The organism is Sodalis sp. RH24 (genome assembly GCF_047324145.1).
Lineage (GTDB): Bacteria > Pseudomonadota > Gammaproteobacteria > Enterobacterales > Enterobacteriaceae > Acerihabitans.
Genome location: NZ_CP178729.1, coordinates 5051298 through 5066097 on the forward strand (window position 1 = coordinate 5051298; position 14800 = coordinate 5066097).

Sequence of the window (14800 nt, forward strand, 5' to 3'; positions counted from 1 at the left end):
TGGCGAAGACAACATCGCATGCACCCACGCTGTTTTAACCGTCATACAGGTTAATGACTGCACCAGTGCCTATCATCCATCGTAATGAGCGTTTTATGTATAAAACAAAGCCATTTCCCTTTATCGCCCTGTCCCTGCTTGCCATCACCCTAAGCGCCCGGGCTGCCGACGCAGCGCCGGATGCCTATCGCGCCGACGTCGATCGCGCCATCCTGCCGATGATGGAAAAGCACCAGATTCCCGGCATGGCCGTGGCCCTTACGGTGGACGGCAGGCACTATTTCTATAACTACGGGCTGGCGCAACGGGCACCGGCAAAAAAAGTCACGTCCGATACCCTGTTTGAGCTCGGGTCGGTGAGTAAAACGTTTAACGTGGCGCTGGCCGCCTATGCCGCACGGCACAATAAATTGGCCTTATCCGACAAAGTCGGGCAATACCTGCCCATCTTGCGGGATACCCCTTTCGGCAACCTGACGCTTATCAATTTGGCCACCCATACCAGCGGCGGGCTGCCGCTGCAGGTTCCCGATGCCGTAACCAACGAGGCGCAGCTGATGGACTACCTGCGCGCCTGGCGTTCCGCGCAGGGCGCCGGGCAGGGGCGCTCTTATTCCAATATCAGTATCGGCGTCCTGGGACTTATCTCCGCCCGGGCGATGGGAGGAACCTATGTTAATCTGCTGCGGGACGTCATCCTGCCCGGGCTGGACATGCGCCATACCTGGATTATCGTGCCGGAACAGGAGATGAAAAACTATGCCTGGGGGTATGATAAGCAGAATAAGCCGGTACGCGTCACTCCCGGCCTGCTGGGCGAAGAGGCCTATGGCGTAAAATCCACCGCCGCCGATATGATCCGGTTTGTCGACGCCAATATGCTGGGCAATGGCGAGGGATCGCCTGTGCAGCAAGCCGTGACCGCAACCCATCGCGGCTATTTCTCAACCACGAAATACACCCAGGACATGATTTGGGAGCAATACCCCTGGCCGGTGGCGCTGCAGACGGTTATCGACGGGAATGCGGATGATATGACGCATGCTATCCAGCCGGTAACAATCCATACCCCTCCCACGCCGCCCAATCAGGCCGTTTTCCTGAATAAAACCGGCGCCACCAACGGCTTTGGCGCCTATGTGGCCTTTATCCCCGAGAAAAAAATGGGCATCGTGATGCTGGCCAACCGCAACTATCCGAATGTTGAGCGCGCCCAGGCGGCATGGCGGATCTTTAACGACATAGCCGGGCAGGACGCCCTGGCGCGCTAAACCCGCGCGCCAAGCGAGGGGATCGGCAGCTTGATAAAGTCGACGAACGCCCTGAGCGCCGCCGGCATATGGGGCTTGTTGGGATAATAGAGATAAAAGCCCGGAAAGGGTTTGCACCATTCTTCCAACACATGGATCAGCTCCCCGCGGTCAATATAGGGCGCAACAAAGCTTTCGGGCAGGAACGCGAGGCCGGCGCCTTGCAGCGCCGCCGCAAGGAGCAGATCCGTGTCGTTGGCGGTAATGGCGCTGTCGACGTCGACGGCCAGGGAGCCGTCCGGACCCTGGAAGCTCCAGCGGTACAGCGCGCCGGTCTCGTGCCAGCGGTAGGTGACGCACCGGTGATCGCGCAGCTCCCGTGGCGCCTGGGGCGCCGTTCGGCCAGCGAAATAGGCGGGTGACCCGACGACCGCCATCTTCAGGTCCGGCGTCAGCCTGACCGCCACCATATCCTGCTGCACCAGCTCCCCCGAACGGATCCCCGCGTCAAACCCCCTGGCCACGACATCGGTAAGGCTGTCATCAATCACCAGGTCAAGCCATACGTCAGGATAAAGCGCCTGGAACGCCGCCAGGACAGGCGTCACCACCAGGCGGGCGGCAATACGCGGCAGGTTCACGCGCACCACGCCGCGCGGCTGCAGCTGGCAGGCGCCGACGTCCCTGACGGCCCCCTCCATATCGGCGACCGCGGGGCGCAGGCGATTGGCCAGGTCGCTGCCGGCTTGGGTTGGCGCCACGCTGCGGGTAGTGCGGTTAAGCAACCTGGCGCCCAGGCGCTCCTCAAGCGAGCGGATGGTGTGGCTGAGGGCGGAGGGCGACAGGCCCAGCCGCCGGGCGGCGCGACGGAAGCTTCTTTCTTCCGCGACGGCCATAAAAGCCAGCAGCTCGGCGAATTCCGCGCCTTTCATACAGTTGCCTCACATTCAACAGATTGTGCCGATTATAGCGCATTATCATGCACTATCCAGGATGCGATACTGTGCGGACCCTAACCTCAAGGGCCTCTGCCGGGCGGATGATCGCGCGGGACGCCCTTTCCGCCAAGATGCAACGGAGTACGTGATGACAAAAACCATGAGACGTTGGGAGATGGACGCCATAGGCCGGGACCGGCTGGCGCTGCGTGAGGTGCCGATTCCGGCGCCGGGGCGGGGCGAAGTCCTGGTGAAGGTGGCCGCCGTCTCGCTCAATTATCGCGACAAGATGGTAACCGAAAGCGGCCGGGGTTTACCCATCGCGTTTCCCTTCACCCCCGGTTCCGATCTCGCGGGAACGGTGATCGCCGCGGGCGCGGATGCCGCCCGCTTCAGCACCGGCGAGCGCGTCATCTCGACCTTCACGCCCGGCTGGATCGACGGCGTCCGGCGCGGTGACGCCCGCACGCCGTCCTATCGTACCCTGGGCGGTTTTTATCCCGGCGTGCTGGCGGACTATGTGGCGTTCCCGGAAGACTGGTTCGTGCGGGCGCCGCATACGCTGGATGATGCGCAAGCCAGTACATTGCCCTGCGCCGGGCTTACCGCCTGGTTCGCGCTTGTCGAGCGCGGCCGCCTGCGCGCCGGCGAGACGGTGCTGATAGAGGGAACGGGCGGCGTCGCGCTGTTCGGCCTGCAGATCGCCAAGGCGCATGGGGCCGAAGCCATTGTCTCCGCCAGCGCCGACAAGCTGGCGCGCGCCATGGCGCTGGGCGCGGATCATGGCATCGATCGCCGGCACGCAGATTGGGTGGACGCGGTACTGCGCATCACCGGCGACCGCGGCGCCGATCATATTTTCGAGCTGGTCGGCGGACCGCACCTCGGCAAGGCCGTCCAGACGGCGGCTGTCGGCGGGCGCATCTACCAGATTGGCGCGCTGGAGGGGTTCGAGGTGTCGGCTCAGGCCATGCCGCTGATGCTTAAGGATGTCAGCATCCAGGGTATAGGCACCGGCCATCGCCGCGCGCTGGAGGATCTGGTCCGGGCCGTCGACCGGACGGGCCTTAAACCGGTGATCGATACCCGCTATCCGCTGGCTGATCTTGCCGCGGCGCTCGATCATCTCGACCGCGGCGCTTTCGGCAAGATCGTTATGGAAATGTAGCGCCCGGCCAACGGCGCCAGCTTGCGGAAAGCCTTCGCCGCAATATCCCCAGGCGTTCTGGCGCGTCTTTGCGCGGGCGCTGCGCAATAGCGCCGACAAATTGTCTGCCGCCTAGCGTTGGCCTGGCTCCCAATCCGGGCTGTAGCCGCCCAGCTGCGGGTGATACATCTCGTCGCCGTCATGCTGGGTAAACTCGACGTTGAGCCGATCCGCGCGCAGTCCCAGTATTTCGACACAGTGCGCGCAAAGCGCCTTGGCCACCGCCATGCGCTGGTCGGCCGACCGGCCTTTGCGGATGTCCAGCATCAGCACCGAAACCGGCTCCGGCGCGCTATCGGCCGCCGTAATACGCCAGACGCCGCCTGCGCCCAATTCCCGGATGGCGATGCTGATACGCCGGATATCGACGGACATCATATCGGCATAGGTGGCGCAGAGTTTGGCGGCCAGGCGCTGCTTATCCGGCGTGGCATAATGGCCGTTTACATCAAGTTGCAGATAAGGCATGGGCTCTCTCCTTCACAGTGAAACACGCGGGCAGGGGCAAACAGTGTAGCGCCGGATAGCTGCCAGGGCTATAATAGATGATGCTGATAATGTATATGCCATAGTGGGAGTTGCCATGCCGCGGGTATCAAGAGCCGAAACCGAACGCAACCGCGTCGCCATTGTAGACGCCTCGTCACGTTTGTTCCGTGAACAGGGCCTGCGCGTCAGCGTCGCCGATCTGATGGGCGCGGTGGGCTTGACGCATGGCGGGTTCTACGGGCATTTTGCGTCGAAGGATGAACTGGCCGCCATTGCCTGCGCCAAGGCCTTCGGGGATTCGGTTGAGCGCTGGCATGCGCGCATGGACGGAACCGGGGACCCCGCCGCGGCGCACGCCGCGCTGATTGAGGGATATCTCGCGCCGCAGAACCTGACGGCGGTGGCAACGGGGTGCCCGCTGGCCGCCTTGGCCACCGATGTCGCCCGTGAGCCGCAAGACAAGCCCGTGCGCCTGGCGTTTCTCCAGGGGCTGGAAAAACTGATTGCCCTGCTTGCCGATGGGCGGGAAGAGGGCGATGCCGGCGCTGCGCGGGAAGCCGCACTGGCTGAGATGGCCACCCTGGTCGGGGCGCTGGTGCTGGCCCGGGCCACAAAAGGGCAGGCGCTCTCGGATGAGATTATGGCGAGCGCCAGGCGCCATCTGCTCGCCGGCGAAGCCCAAAACATACCGGCTTCTTCCTGATCACCGGCCGAAAACCGCCGTGCCGGTCAGGAAAAATAGCGTGGGTGGTCGAGATCGGCAATCAGTCCAGGCTGCTCCGGCCGCCAGCCCAGCTGTTCGCGGGTCTGCCGGCTCAGGGCCGGGCTGTTAAGCGCGGCGAAGTGCGCGAACCAACCGAAGTGTGCGGCGGCTTCACCGGCGGTCTTGGCGACGACCGGCAGGCCCAGGCGGCGGCCGATAACCTCGGCGATCGCGCGAAACGGCACCCCTTCTTCTGCGACGGCATGATAGCGGGCGCCCGCAGCGCCTTGTTCAAGCACCAGCCGGAACAAACGCGCCGCGTCGAGCCGGTGCACGGCGGGCCAAAGATTAAGGCCCTCGTCCACATACGCTGAAACGCCCCGTTCGCGCGCGATGCCGATCAGCAGCGGCACAAAGCCATGATCGCCCTCACCATGGACCGAAGGCGGCAGGCGTACCAGCGAGACGCGCACGCCCTGCGCCGCCAGCGCGGCCACCGCGTTATCCGAGGCGACCCGGGGTATCGCATCGGGGCCGGCCGCCGGGACATCGTCCTCGGTGGCGCTACGGCCGAGCGACATCAGCCCGGTGGCGGAGGTGACCACCAGGGGGCGGCCACTGCCGGAGACCGCGGCGCCGAGCGCCTCGATGGCGCGCCGGTCTATCACGCAATTTTCCTTCATTTTGGTGAAGTCGTGGATAAAGGCGGTATGAATGACGCCGTCGGACAGGGACGCCCCGGCGCGCAGGCTGTCCAGATCTTCCAGGCTGCCGCGATGCGCCTGGGCGCCGGCGGCGATAAGCGACCCGGCGGAGGCCTCCGAGCGGGCGAGACCGAGCACCTGATGGCCGGCGGCGATCAGTTCCCTGACAATGGCGGAGCCGATAAACCCCGTAGCGCCGGTAACAAAGACACGCATGATAGCTTCTCCAGAGAGGTATGGGCGAAGAGCTACTATCGGCTTTCCGGCCGTAGGGGTAAAGTAGTGACGTTATACGGGTATATCGACTAACAGGTTCGGCAATGACCCTGAACGGGCTTTCAGGGCCGCAATACGATGCGCGCGCCGTCGTTATCAGCGGCCCAGGCCCGCGCGACCTCCGCCAGCGGCATGGATTGCGCCGCGATGGCAAAACCGGCCTCCGGGGCCGCCGCCAGCACGCCCTGGATGGCCGCCAGCATGCGCGGAAACGGCACGCTGCCGATGCCGCTGCCCATCAGCTGCAATGCGGACGACCGCAACGCCGCCCCCGGCAGGGTGATATCGGCCCCGCTTAACGAGCCGATTTGCACAAAACGAATCGGTACGCCCTCAGGACCGGCCTTGGCGGCGGCGATGGCCAGCGTTTGCGCGCTAACCCCCCATAAATAATCCAGCACGATATCGACGCCCTGGCGAAATTCGTGCGTAAAGGCCTGCTCCTGGGCGTTCAAATTCTGGACCAGCGGAATCGTCACGTCGGCGCCAAGACGGCGGAGATCGCCGAACGATGCGGTCCGGCGTCCCGTCGCAATGATTTTCCCGGCGCCGAGATGCCGGGCAATCTGGATTGCCAGGCGGCCGGACGTGCCGGCGGCGCCGTTAATCAGCACCGTTTCACCCCCGCGCAGCCGGGCGCGTTCCACCAGGGCCGCCCATGACGACATGCCCGGTATGGCCATGGCGGCGGCGGAAACCTCGTCCAGGTCGTCCGGCAGGGCGATGCAATGGCCCGCGTCCACCAGGCATTGCTCGGCCATGGCGCCGTAAGGCTGCACCGGCAACAGAAAATAGACGCGCCGGCCGTCTTGCGTGATGCCGGTGCCATCGATGCCGGGAATAAACGGCAGCGCGCTGTCGGCGCTGTAATGCGCGCCCGACGCGCGATTCCTGGTGATGTGGCTCAGCGACGACGCGCTGACGCGGATCAGGCTTTTGCCCGGCGCGGGCGCTGGTTCACTGAAGTCTCCGTAGACGGGGGGCTGGCCCGCCGTTGTTACGATCGCTGCTTTCATTCCGTTTCACCCCTGGGCGCGAATCCGGCCATCCCCGATGGCAACCGGGTTCAAATGGATAATATGTGTATTATGCACATACATGGCCGCCAGGAAAAGCCGCACAGAAGAATAAATCGTCACGGCAACAGACGCCCGCGCATCGTCCTGTAACCCCAAGACGGGGGCAGCGGCCACGAAAACGCGGCGCGGGCGCGCCTGGCTACTGCTGCCGGATCCTGCGGTGCATCAGATAATATTTGCCGTGCTCGGAAACACCGGATGAGATAATCGTCCAGCCGTGACGCAGATAGAATTGCTGCGCACCCACATTCTCCTGCAGGCATTTAAGCGCCATGGTGCCGCGGCAGAGCGGATAGCACGCCGTCAGCAGCGCGGTGGCTACCCCGCGGCGCTGCCAGGCAGGATCGACAAACAAATTATGCAAAAAGCTGTCCGGCAGCCAAAGCGAGGCAAAACCGGCAATATGGCCCTGTATTTCGGCGACGATGATCTTTTCATCGAACGTGGCGCCGTCAAAATCCTCCAGCCGCCACTGACGGTTATCAAGCCAGGTCCAGCCGGTCTTGCGTGCCGACAGATAGAGAGTACGCAGAAAAGGACGATCCGCTTCCCGGTAATCCCTGACAACCACATCCTCTTTTTTCATCTTAAACCTTAGTTAACTTATTGATTTGTTACCTTCTCAGTATCAAGTTTAACTTATAGATGGAATAAATAATATTGTGCTTATTATTTCCAGGCGGTAAAGGATGCGGTGCCGGCGCGGTGCGGTCCGCCGGCAGGCGATCGCGATTATTATCCGGTCGCATCTAGCTGAAGCTTAAACTAGATTAATATAAACGCGGGATGCCGCTGAGGATACACCGTCTTAAACACCGGTATGAGGGTGGCGCAAGCCCTGGGCGGCAGTCATTAACGCCGCAATGATTGATAAAACTGTTAGAGGTTGCATCCATAGCCTGCCTCTTATATTATCCAAAATCCCACCGGTATTACATGTTGAAACTGCTCTTTATTACCCCTTATGGATAATAAATGATGAGTGTTAGTTAATATGGCAGGCATATTTTATGGAAAAACCCTTAGAGAATAATCAAGATTTCTTTATCCAAACGATGAAAATAGAAATCAAACTTTATCTTCAGCAGATATTCAAGAACGCCAACGCGTTCTGTTTTGCCTACTTTATGATGAATAAAAGCGATAACTTCCCAGCCTATATAATATCCGACTACCCCAGCGGCTGGCTGAATCAATACCGCAGTTACGGTTATCAAAAAATCGACCCGGTGATGCTCATCGCCTGCCGGAAATTCACCCCTTTTTTTTGGCCTGATAATCCGTCGATAATACAAGAGCATAGCTTTTTCAGGCTGTCAAAATATTACCGGCTTGACAGCGGCTACACTTTTACGTTGCATGATTGCGATAACAACCTGGCTACATTAAGCATCAGCAACCGCCAGGGAAAGGAGGACTTTTATCATTTTATTGAGCAAAACAAAGAAAGACTGCAGATGCTGCTGATTAGCACTCATGATAAGGTATTGAACTTTATGCAAAATACGTTGCCCAACGCCACGTCCCATGGCGAGAGATCACACGTCCAGGCGCTGTCTCCCCGGGAAAAAGAAGTATTATTCTGGGCCAGTGTCGGAAAAACCTATGGCGAGGTCGCGACCATCCTGGCAATACGCGAGGGAACGGTAAAATTTCATATCAGAAATATTATTGATAAGCTAGGCGTTACGAATGCAAAACATGCCATCAGCCGGGCCACGGAACTTAAATTATTTGGTTAACTATCCATTTATCATTTCGCGCAACGTGATCACAACCCTGTCCATCTGTGGGAGTTTTATTATGCTGTCGGCTTAAAATGGACAGCGTTGCCAATATATTTGCAATCATTTATATAGTGTTTAAGATGCAGGCGTTGCCGCGAGAAATTTGATGCTATCATTGCCCGGTGATTCTTCTGGCTGTTGAAGGTAGGCATGATTAGATTCTGTCTTTTTAATTTATTAGCTTTGTTTTCATTAACGGCATATTCCTCTGAGCATCTCCATAAAATAATTTTAATCGATCTCATGAATAATAAGCCAATGTTTTGTCATGCTGAGCCCCGTTGGCGCTTTTCCCCGCCGATAAAAGACGATCTCTGGCTGGCCGGGCGGTTGAGCGCGCTGGCCGAGGCGGGATTTGCCCGCCTGGAGGGGGCCGGGGAGAGTGCGCAGTGGTGGTTGACGTCCACCGGCGCCACGGGTGCGCAATTCTGCGGGGACGCTTGTTACGGCCGGATGTTGGTCAGTCCCCAGCGGCCCTGATCATCGCCTTATTATTAAGTCTGCTGATAATTGTGTTTATGAGATCGACGCCGGCGGAGGGACCAGGCTCCGCCGGCAAACTCACCATTGATCTTTTCTCCCGCCCGCCGGATAATCATGCCACTTGACTCGGGGTGTCCGCCGCTGTGCGCCGGACTGAGATTTTACCCGTATGACCTGATCTGGATAATGCCAGCGTAGGGAAGTCACGGCCTGTTGTCCCGCCGGGTCCGTCTTCCTCAGCGCCGGCTGGGAGCGCTATGATTACCGAACCTGCCGAACTGCCCGGCTTAGCCGCCGCGTCTTCCCTTACCCTGCTGCGCCAGCGCAAGCCATTAGTCCATTGTATGACCAATGACGTGGTACAGGCGTTTACCGCCAATGCGCTCCTGGCCGTCGGCGCCGCCCCGGCCATGGTGATCGAACCCTGTGAGGCGGTTCAGTTCGCCGCCATGGCCGATGCGCTGCTGGTGAATATCGGCACGCTGACCGCGCCGCGGGCCGAGGCGATGATGGCCGCCATTACGTCGGCCAATCAGGCCGGCACGCCATGGGTGCTGGATCCGGTGGCCGTGGGCGCATTAACCTTCCGTACTGAATTCGCCCGGGGCGTATTGCCGTTAAAACCCGCCGCCATTCGCGCCAATGCCTCGGAAATCCTGGCGCTGGCCGGGCAGCCGGCCCTGGGCCGCGGCGTGGACAGCGCCGACGACTCCCGCCTCGCCCTGCCTTTTGCCCGCCGGCTGGCCGCGGACTATGGCACCCTGGTCGCGGTTACCGGCCGGGTGGACTTTATCACCGACGGCGATCGGGTCTGGTCCGTGACCGACGGCGACGCCATGATGACGCGCGTCACCGGTACTGGCTGCGCCTTATCGGCCGTGGCGGCGGCGTTTTGCGCCCTGCCGGGCGATCGGTTGCAGCATCTGGCCGCCGCCTGCAGGATCATGGCGCTGGCCGGGCGGTTAACCGCCCGGGACGCGGCGGGTCCGGGCAGCTTTGCCGTCGGCTTCCTCGACCGGCTGTACGGCCTGCAGGAGGAGGATATACCATGAAGCGCTGCCATAACCTGCTCAGTATCGCCGGCACCGATCCCAGCGGCGGCGCCGGTATCCAGGCTGATTTAAAAACCTTCTCGGCGCTTGGCGCCTATGGCGCCACGGTCATCACCGCGCTGGTGGCGCAAAATACCCGCGGCGTGCAGTCCATCTATCCTATCAGCGCTGAATTCGTCGCCGCCCAGCTGGATTCCGTGCTCGGTGACCTGCGTATCGACAGCGCTAAAATCGGCATGCTCGGGCAGGCGGACATCGTGCGGACGGTGGCGGCAAAACTGCGGCAATATCCCATACCCTATGTGGTGCTCGATACCGTGATGGTGGCGAAAAGCGGCGATTTCCTGCTGTCGCCGGATGCCGTGAGCGCCGTGCGGGATGTCTTATTGCCGCTGGCGTCCATCATCACCCCTAATTTGCCGGAAGCGGCGGCGCTGCTGGGCTGCCGCGCCGCCGCCAGCGAGGAGGAAATGCGCCGGCAGGGCCGGGAACTCCTGGCCTACGGCTGCCAGGCGGTGGTGATGAAGGGCGGCCACCTGCATGGCGACTCCAGTCCCGACTGGCTTATCACCGCCACGGACGAACGGCGTTTCGACGCCGTCAGGGTGAACACCCGGCATACCCATGGCACCGGTTGCACGCTCTCCGCCGCGCTGGCGGCCCTGCGTCCGCTGCATGACGACTGGGCGCAAACGCTCGCGGCGGCCAAAGCCTGGCTGCAGCAGGCGCTGCTGCATGCGGATGATCTACAGGTCGGGCAGGGGATCGGGCCGGTCCATCATTTCCACCAGTGGTGGTGACATTCCGGTGAGAATGCCCTGGGCAAAGTTAAGCAGCGAGCGGGCGTCGTGCAGATGTCGGGCGTCGAAGGCGTTGAGCAAATAACTGTTCTCGCCGCGGTGCGGGCGGATGCGCAATGACGGCAGGGGAGTGCCGCCCCGGTATTCCGGTACCGCCGTATAGATATACCCCGGCTGCATCTGGTTGTCTTCATCGCGCCATAATAATTGCAGCGCCGGATAAGGGCCGAGACAGCGGCCGATAAAGACATTCCCGGCCCAGAAACCTTCGTACTCGCCGTCTTTTTGCAGTCGTTTTTCGCTGAACACCGGCGCGTTGATCAAGCCTGATAGCGTGTCGGGCGTTAACGTCTGCAGCAACTGATGCCACAGCGGATTGCCGTTTTCCAACTGCCAGCAGGCCATGCCGATATAGTCGTTAAGCGCCTGCCAGTCCTGCTCCAGCATGCGCTTGACAGGCTTATCGGTCATATTGCGAAACTGCATCAGCGGGCTGACCATATCGCCCAGCGTATTGTAGGTAATCAGCGTCATGGTGCGCGGATTGCGGCGCAGCGACAGCCAAAGGATTAATTTCGGGATGCGGAACTCAATGGATTGCACGCTGAGCCGGTACTGGTTCTCTTTGGTCAACACAAAACCGTTGGAGGTGCCGCGCTTTTCGCGGTAGTTATGGATAACCACCACGCTGTGGGGCCCCATCCAGCCGGTAATATAATGTTCTTTGTCACTCTGGGTGACTTTCATATCCTCGACCATGTCGCACAGGCTTTTTTCCGTCAGCGTCTCCAGGGGATGGGCTTCCCCGGCGCTGTAGTAAAGCGTTTGCGGCGCGGGCAGGGCGGGTGAAAATGCTTGCATGATAACTTCCTGAAACAGCTACATAGCCTATAGATTACCCTAAGTTGTTATACAAATTCTTGCGCGTGTCGTCCCGGACTGTCGAAAATGTGCGTAAGATCAAATCACTGGCGGCGACATGGCCGGTTCCCCTAGGCCAGCAGCGGACAAAGGGGCGGCAGACGGCATGCCAGCGCCGCCGGCAAGATGGTAATCAGGAATTTTTTTCCCTTCAGCGGCTCACCGTCGAGGTTGAAGGTGACCTCATGCGGCGCCTCGATTTCAAGCCAGGGCAGAGAAGCGGCGATGACATGGGGGTTTTGCTCATCGCTGGTCAGGCTGTTGAGGAGGATCGGCAGCAGCGCCTCCGAGGCGAAAACGCGCAGCTGCAGCAGGCCGTCGTTGATCAGCGCGTCCGGGCAAAGCGCCTGCCCGCCGCCGGCCTGGCGGCCGTTGCCGATACCGATAACCAGCGCCTCGCCCGCCCAGTTAAAGCCCGGGCCGCGGATTGCGCAGCTGTCGGCTTTCAGGGTATCCATGCGCAGCAGGCCATGGATAAAATAGGACGCGCCGCCCAGGGCGGATTTCAGCTTGGCCGGCGTCTCGGCGGTGATGCGGGTGCCGAAGCCGCCGGTGGCCATATTGATGAAATAACGATCGTGATTAACCTGGGCGATGTCGATATCCACCGCCTTGCCGTTAATGGCCAGCATCAGCGCTTTATCCAGCTCCTGGGGAATGGCGCAGCTGAGGGCAAAATCGTTGGCGGTGCCCAGCGGCAGGATACCCAGGCAAGGGCGGCGCGCCGCCGGCAGCAGCGCCAGGGCGCTGGCGATTTCGTTAATGGTGCCGTCGCCGCCGCCGGCGATGACCGTGTCCACCCGCAGGCGAACGGCTTCCTCGACGTAGCGCTGCGCGTCTCCATGCTCCCAGGTAACGCGCACGTGCAGCGGAAAACCGGCTTCGCGTTGCTGCTCCACCGCCAGTCTGAGCTCTTCGTTACCCGCGCTTTTGCCGTTCACGATAAGCAGTGAGGCGGGAGTGGTTGCCATGGCTGATTGCATCAATGCCTTTCCTTGAAGTAGGGGTTTTCATACAGAAATGATAATGCGTCATGAAGGGGCTTTTCGCCAAATAAAAAGCCAGCTCAAGGGAGGATGAGCTGGCGAAAGAGGTGGTTCCTGGTGAGGCTGGGTCATTGTTTTGCATTTTGATTCAGCAAGCGCATTATACGCTTTGCCCCCGGTACGTATTGTGACCCAATTCTAATTTCCGGATGACCAATGCTGAATTTCGTTGAACGATCAGCCCGCGGTGCTGTCCGCCGCCGCGATGCTGCCGTGCGGATTACGCGTGGTGGTGCCCGGCAGGTTTCGCAACAATATGGCGAAGCGCACGTCGATAGCCTCCGGGATCGGCAGGTAGACCCTATGGCCGTTGCCCGGCGCCACGTCGGCGTCGGCGCCTTTGCCGGTGACGATGCGTTCCAGGGTAAAGCTGATATTGCCTTGTGGGGTCATCAGTTCCACGCTGTCGCCGCGGGAGAATTTGTTTTTCACGTCCACTTCGGCCAGCCCGTCGCGCCGGGCGCCGGTAAATTCGCCGACGAACTGCTGGCGGTCTGAAACAGAATAACCGTAATCGTAATTCTGCTGATCCTCATGGACATGGCGGCGCAGGAAGCCTTCGGTATAACCCCGGTGCGCCAGGCCCTCAAGCGTTTTGAGCAGGGAGACGTCAAACGGCTTGCCGGCTACGGCGTCGTCAATCGCCCGGCGATAGACCTGGGCGGTGCGCGCGCAATAATAAAAAGATTTGGTGCGGCCTTCTATTTTCAGGGAATGCACGCCCATCGCCGTCAGGCGTTCCACGTGCGCGACGGCGCGCAGATCCTTTGAATTCATGATATAGGTGCCGTGTTCATCCTCGAACGCGCTCATATATTCGCCGGGGCGCTGGGCCTCTTCCAGCATGAACACCTTGCCGGTCGGCGCGCCAATGCCGAGCGTCGGCTCAACCTGGGTAACGGCGATCGGCTCATGCTGATGAACGATATTGCCTACCTCGTCTTCCTTGCCCTCCTGCACGTTATATTCCCAGCGACAGGCATTGGTGCAGGCGCCCTGGTTGGGGTCGCGCTTATTGAGGTATCCCGACAGCAGGCAGCGGCCGGAATAGGCCATGCACAGGGCGCCGTGGACAAACACTTCCAGCTCGATTTCCGGTACCTGCGCCCGGATTTCCGCAATCTCCTCCAGCGACAGTTCCCGGGAAAGGATCACCCGGGTCAGTCCGGCCTGCTGCCAGAATTTTACCGTTGCCCAGTTTACCGCGTTGGCCTGGACCGACAGATGGATGGGTATGGCCGGAAACGCCTGGCGCACCAGCATAATCAGGCCGGGATCGGACATGATCAGCGCGTCGGGACCCATCTCGACCACCGGCGTGAGATCGCGGATAAAGGTTTTCAGCTTGGCGTTGTGCGGGGCGATATTCACCACCACATAGAATTTCTTACCCAGGCTATGGGCTTCCTGAATGCCCGCGGACAGGTTTTCGTGATTGAATTCGTTATTGCGTACCCGCAGGCTATAGCGCGGCTGGCCGGCATAGACCGCGTCGGCGCCGTAGGCAAAAGCGTAACGCATATTTTTTAACGAACCGGCGGGTGAGAGTAATTCCGGAGTAAACATGATAAATCTCGTCTGATGTCAAGTCAGGCTGCCCCTGCGGGGGCAGTGCAGCACGGGATTTTAGCCCCTGGCGGGGAAAAGATCAGCAAAAACCGATAACAGGCAGGGTTAATTCATCGCAACGGGGACACCGGATGCGCCCCCGGCGGAACGGATCAGGCCGTCAAATCCATGATCTCTTTCGTGGCGGCGCATTCCATCGCGGCTTTGATGCCTCGTCGGGCGGCGGTTTCGGAATTGTAAGGACCGCTTTGGCCGAGGATTTGATAATTGCCGCCCCGCAGAATAAAATACGCATGCCGGTCCCGGCTGCTTTTCAGCTCGTAGTTATTCTCGTCGGGGGCATTGTAACGGGCGAAACGAATGGCATTTTCCGCTGACGCCTTGCTGCAAAAGGTGGCGCTGGATAAAATGATTTCGTCGTTATTACCCTTTAATTTAAATATGAAATGCCCGTTCTTCACTTTTTCCAGCTCATAATGTACGGTTGCCATGTCGG

Annotated in this window: 16 protein-coding genes and 1 riboswitch; of the genes, 7 read left to right on the forward strand and 9 right to left on the reverse strand. The window is 60.3% G+C overall.

What is annotated here, in order from left to right; genetic code table 11:
• The first annotated feature begins 95 nt into the window (after window positions 1-95).
• On the forward strand, window positions 96-1271 hold the full coding sequence (gene ampC / locus ACL2XG_RS22970) for a class C beta-lactamase (protein ID WP_413721159.1): 1176 nt from the start codon (window positions 96-98) through the stop codon (window positions 1269-1271).
• Here the strand turns inward: ampC and ACL2XG_RS22975 are convergent.
• Window positions 1268-2182, reverse strand: a complete 915-nt coding sequence (locus tag ACL2XG_RS22975; RefSeq protein WP_413721158.1) for a LysR family transcriptional regulator — start codon at window positions 2180-2182, stop codon at window positions 1268-1270. The genes ampC and ACL2XG_RS22975 overlap by 4 nt on opposite strands.
• Window positions 2183-2336: 154 nt before the next feature.
• On the opposite strand from ACL2XG_RS22975, the gene ACL2XG_RS22980 reads away from it, so the two are divergent.
• Window positions 2337-3356: a zinc-dependent alcohol dehydrogenase family protein gene (locus ACL2XG_RS22980; protein WP_413721157.1), complete on the forward strand. Its 1020-nt coding sequence runs from the start codon at window positions 2337-2339 to the stop codon at window positions 3354-3356.
• 111 nt (window positions 3357-3467) lie between these two features.
• Here ACL2XG_RS22980 and ACL2XG_RS22985 read toward each other — a convergent pair whose 3' ends face one another.
• Window positions 3468-3863, reverse strand: a complete 396-nt coding sequence (locus ACL2XG_RS22985) for a hypothetical protein (protein WP_413721156.1) — start codon at window positions 3861-3863, stop codon at window positions 3468-3470.
• 115 nt (window positions 3864-3978) lie between these two features.
• On the opposite strand from ACL2XG_RS22985, the gene ACL2XG_RS22990 reads away from it, so the two are divergent.
• A complete protein-coding gene (locus ACL2XG_RS22990; protein WP_413721155.1) occupies window positions 3979-4587 on the forward strand; it encodes a TetR/AcrR family transcriptional regulator in 609 nt (202 codons plus the stop codon).
• Window positions 4588-4613: 26 nt separating this feature from the next.
• On the opposite strand, the gene ACL2XG_RS22995 is transcribed toward ACL2XG_RS22990, so the two are convergent.
• The 3 genes from ACL2XG_RS22995 to ACL2XG_RS23005 all read right to left on the reverse strand — a co-directional run bounded on the left by ACL2XG_RS22995 (window position 4614) and on the right by ACL2XG_RS23005 (window position 7232).
• Complete coding sequence (locus ACL2XG_RS22995) at window positions 4614-5507, reverse strand: SDR family oxidoreductase (protein ID WP_413721154.1); 894 nt, start codon at window positions 5505-5507, stop codon at window positions 4614-4616.
• Between the two features lie 122 nt (window positions 5508-5629).
• Entirely contained in the window at window positions 5630-6583 is a 954-nt protein-coding gene (locus ACL2XG_RS23000) for a quinone oxidoreductase family protein (RefSeq protein WP_413721153.1), read from the reverse strand.
• A 202-nt stretch (window positions 6584-6785) separates the two neighbouring features.
• Window positions 6786-7232 carry an N-acetyltransferase family protein gene (locus ACL2XG_RS23005; protein ID WP_413721152.1) on the reverse strand — a complete coding sequence of 149 codons (447 nt, stop codon included), beginning with the start codon at window positions 7230-7232 and terminating at the stop codon, window positions 6786-6788.
• Between the two features lie 424 nt (window positions 7233-7656).
• Here ACL2XG_RS23005 and ACL2XG_RS23010 point away from each other — a divergent pair, with 424 nt between their 5' ends.
• The 4 genes from ACL2XG_RS23010 to thiD all read left to right on the forward strand — a co-directional run bounded on the left by ACL2XG_RS23010 (window position 7657) and on the right by thiD (window position 10768).
• Complete coding sequence (locus ACL2XG_RS23010; protein ID WP_410014049.1) at window positions 7657-8388, forward strand: helix-turn-helix transcriptional regulator; 732 nt, start codon at window positions 7657-7659, stop codon at window positions 8386-8388.
• 303 nt (window positions 8389-8691) lie between these two features.
• Window positions 8692-8913 carry a hypothetical protein gene (locus ACL2XG_RS23015; RefSeq protein WP_413721151.1) on the forward strand — a complete coding sequence of 74 codons (222 nt, stop codon included), beginning with the start codon at window positions 8692-8694 and terminating at the stop codon, window positions 8911-8913.
• Window positions 8914-9033: 120 nt separating this feature from the next.
• Window positions 9034-9134: riboswitch (TPP riboswitch) on the forward strand.
• A gap of 39 nt (window positions 9135-9173) precedes the next feature.
• The gene (gene thiM, locus ACL2XG_RS23020; RefSeq protein ID WP_413721150.1) at window positions 9174-9968 is read left to right on the forward strand and encodes a hydroxyethylthiazole kinase; all 795 of its coding nucleotides are present in this window, start codon (window positions 9174-9176) and stop codon (window positions 9966-9968) included.
• Window positions 9965-10768 carry a bifunctional hydroxymethylpyrimidine kinase/phosphomethylpyrimidine kinase gene (gene thiD / locus ACL2XG_RS23025; protein WP_410014052.1) on the forward strand — a complete coding sequence of 268 codons (804 nt, stop codon included), beginning with the start codon at window positions 9965-9967 and terminating at the stop codon, window positions 10766-10768. Before thiM ends, thiD begins: the two co-directional genes overlap by 4 nt.
• On the opposite strand, the gene ACL2XG_RS23030 is transcribed toward thiD, so the two are convergent.
• The 4 genes from ACL2XG_RS23030 to ACL2XG_RS23045 form a co-directional block, all read right to left on the reverse strand.
• Window positions 10715-11629 carry a hypothetical protein gene (locus ACL2XG_RS23030; protein ID WP_413721149.1) on the reverse strand — a complete coding sequence of 305 codons (915 nt, stop codon included), beginning with the start codon at window positions 11627-11629 and terminating at the stop codon, window positions 10715-10717. The genes thiD and ACL2XG_RS23030 overlap by 54 nt on opposite strands.
• Window positions 11630-11760: 131 nt before the next feature.
• Window positions 11761-12660 carry a lipid kinase YegS gene (gene yegS, locus ACL2XG_RS23035; protein WP_410016752.1) on the reverse strand — a complete coding sequence of 300 codons (900 nt, stop codon included), beginning with the start codon at window positions 12658-12660 and terminating at the stop codon, window positions 11761-11763.
• A 252-nt stretch (window positions 12661-12912) separates the two neighbouring features.
• Complete coding sequence (yegQ, locus tag ACL2XG_RS23040; RefSeq protein WP_413721148.1) at window positions 12913-14301, reverse strand: tRNA 5-hydroxyuridine modification protein YegQ; 1389 nt, start codon at window positions 14299-14301, stop codon at window positions 12913-12915.
• Between the two features lie 155 nt (window positions 14302-14456).
• Window positions 14457-14795, reverse strand: a complete 339-nt coding sequence (locus tag ACL2XG_RS23045) for a YegP family protein (protein ID WP_410014055.1) — start codon at window positions 14793-14795, stop codon at window positions 14457-14459.
• Window positions 14796-14800: the final 5 nt, after the last annotated feature.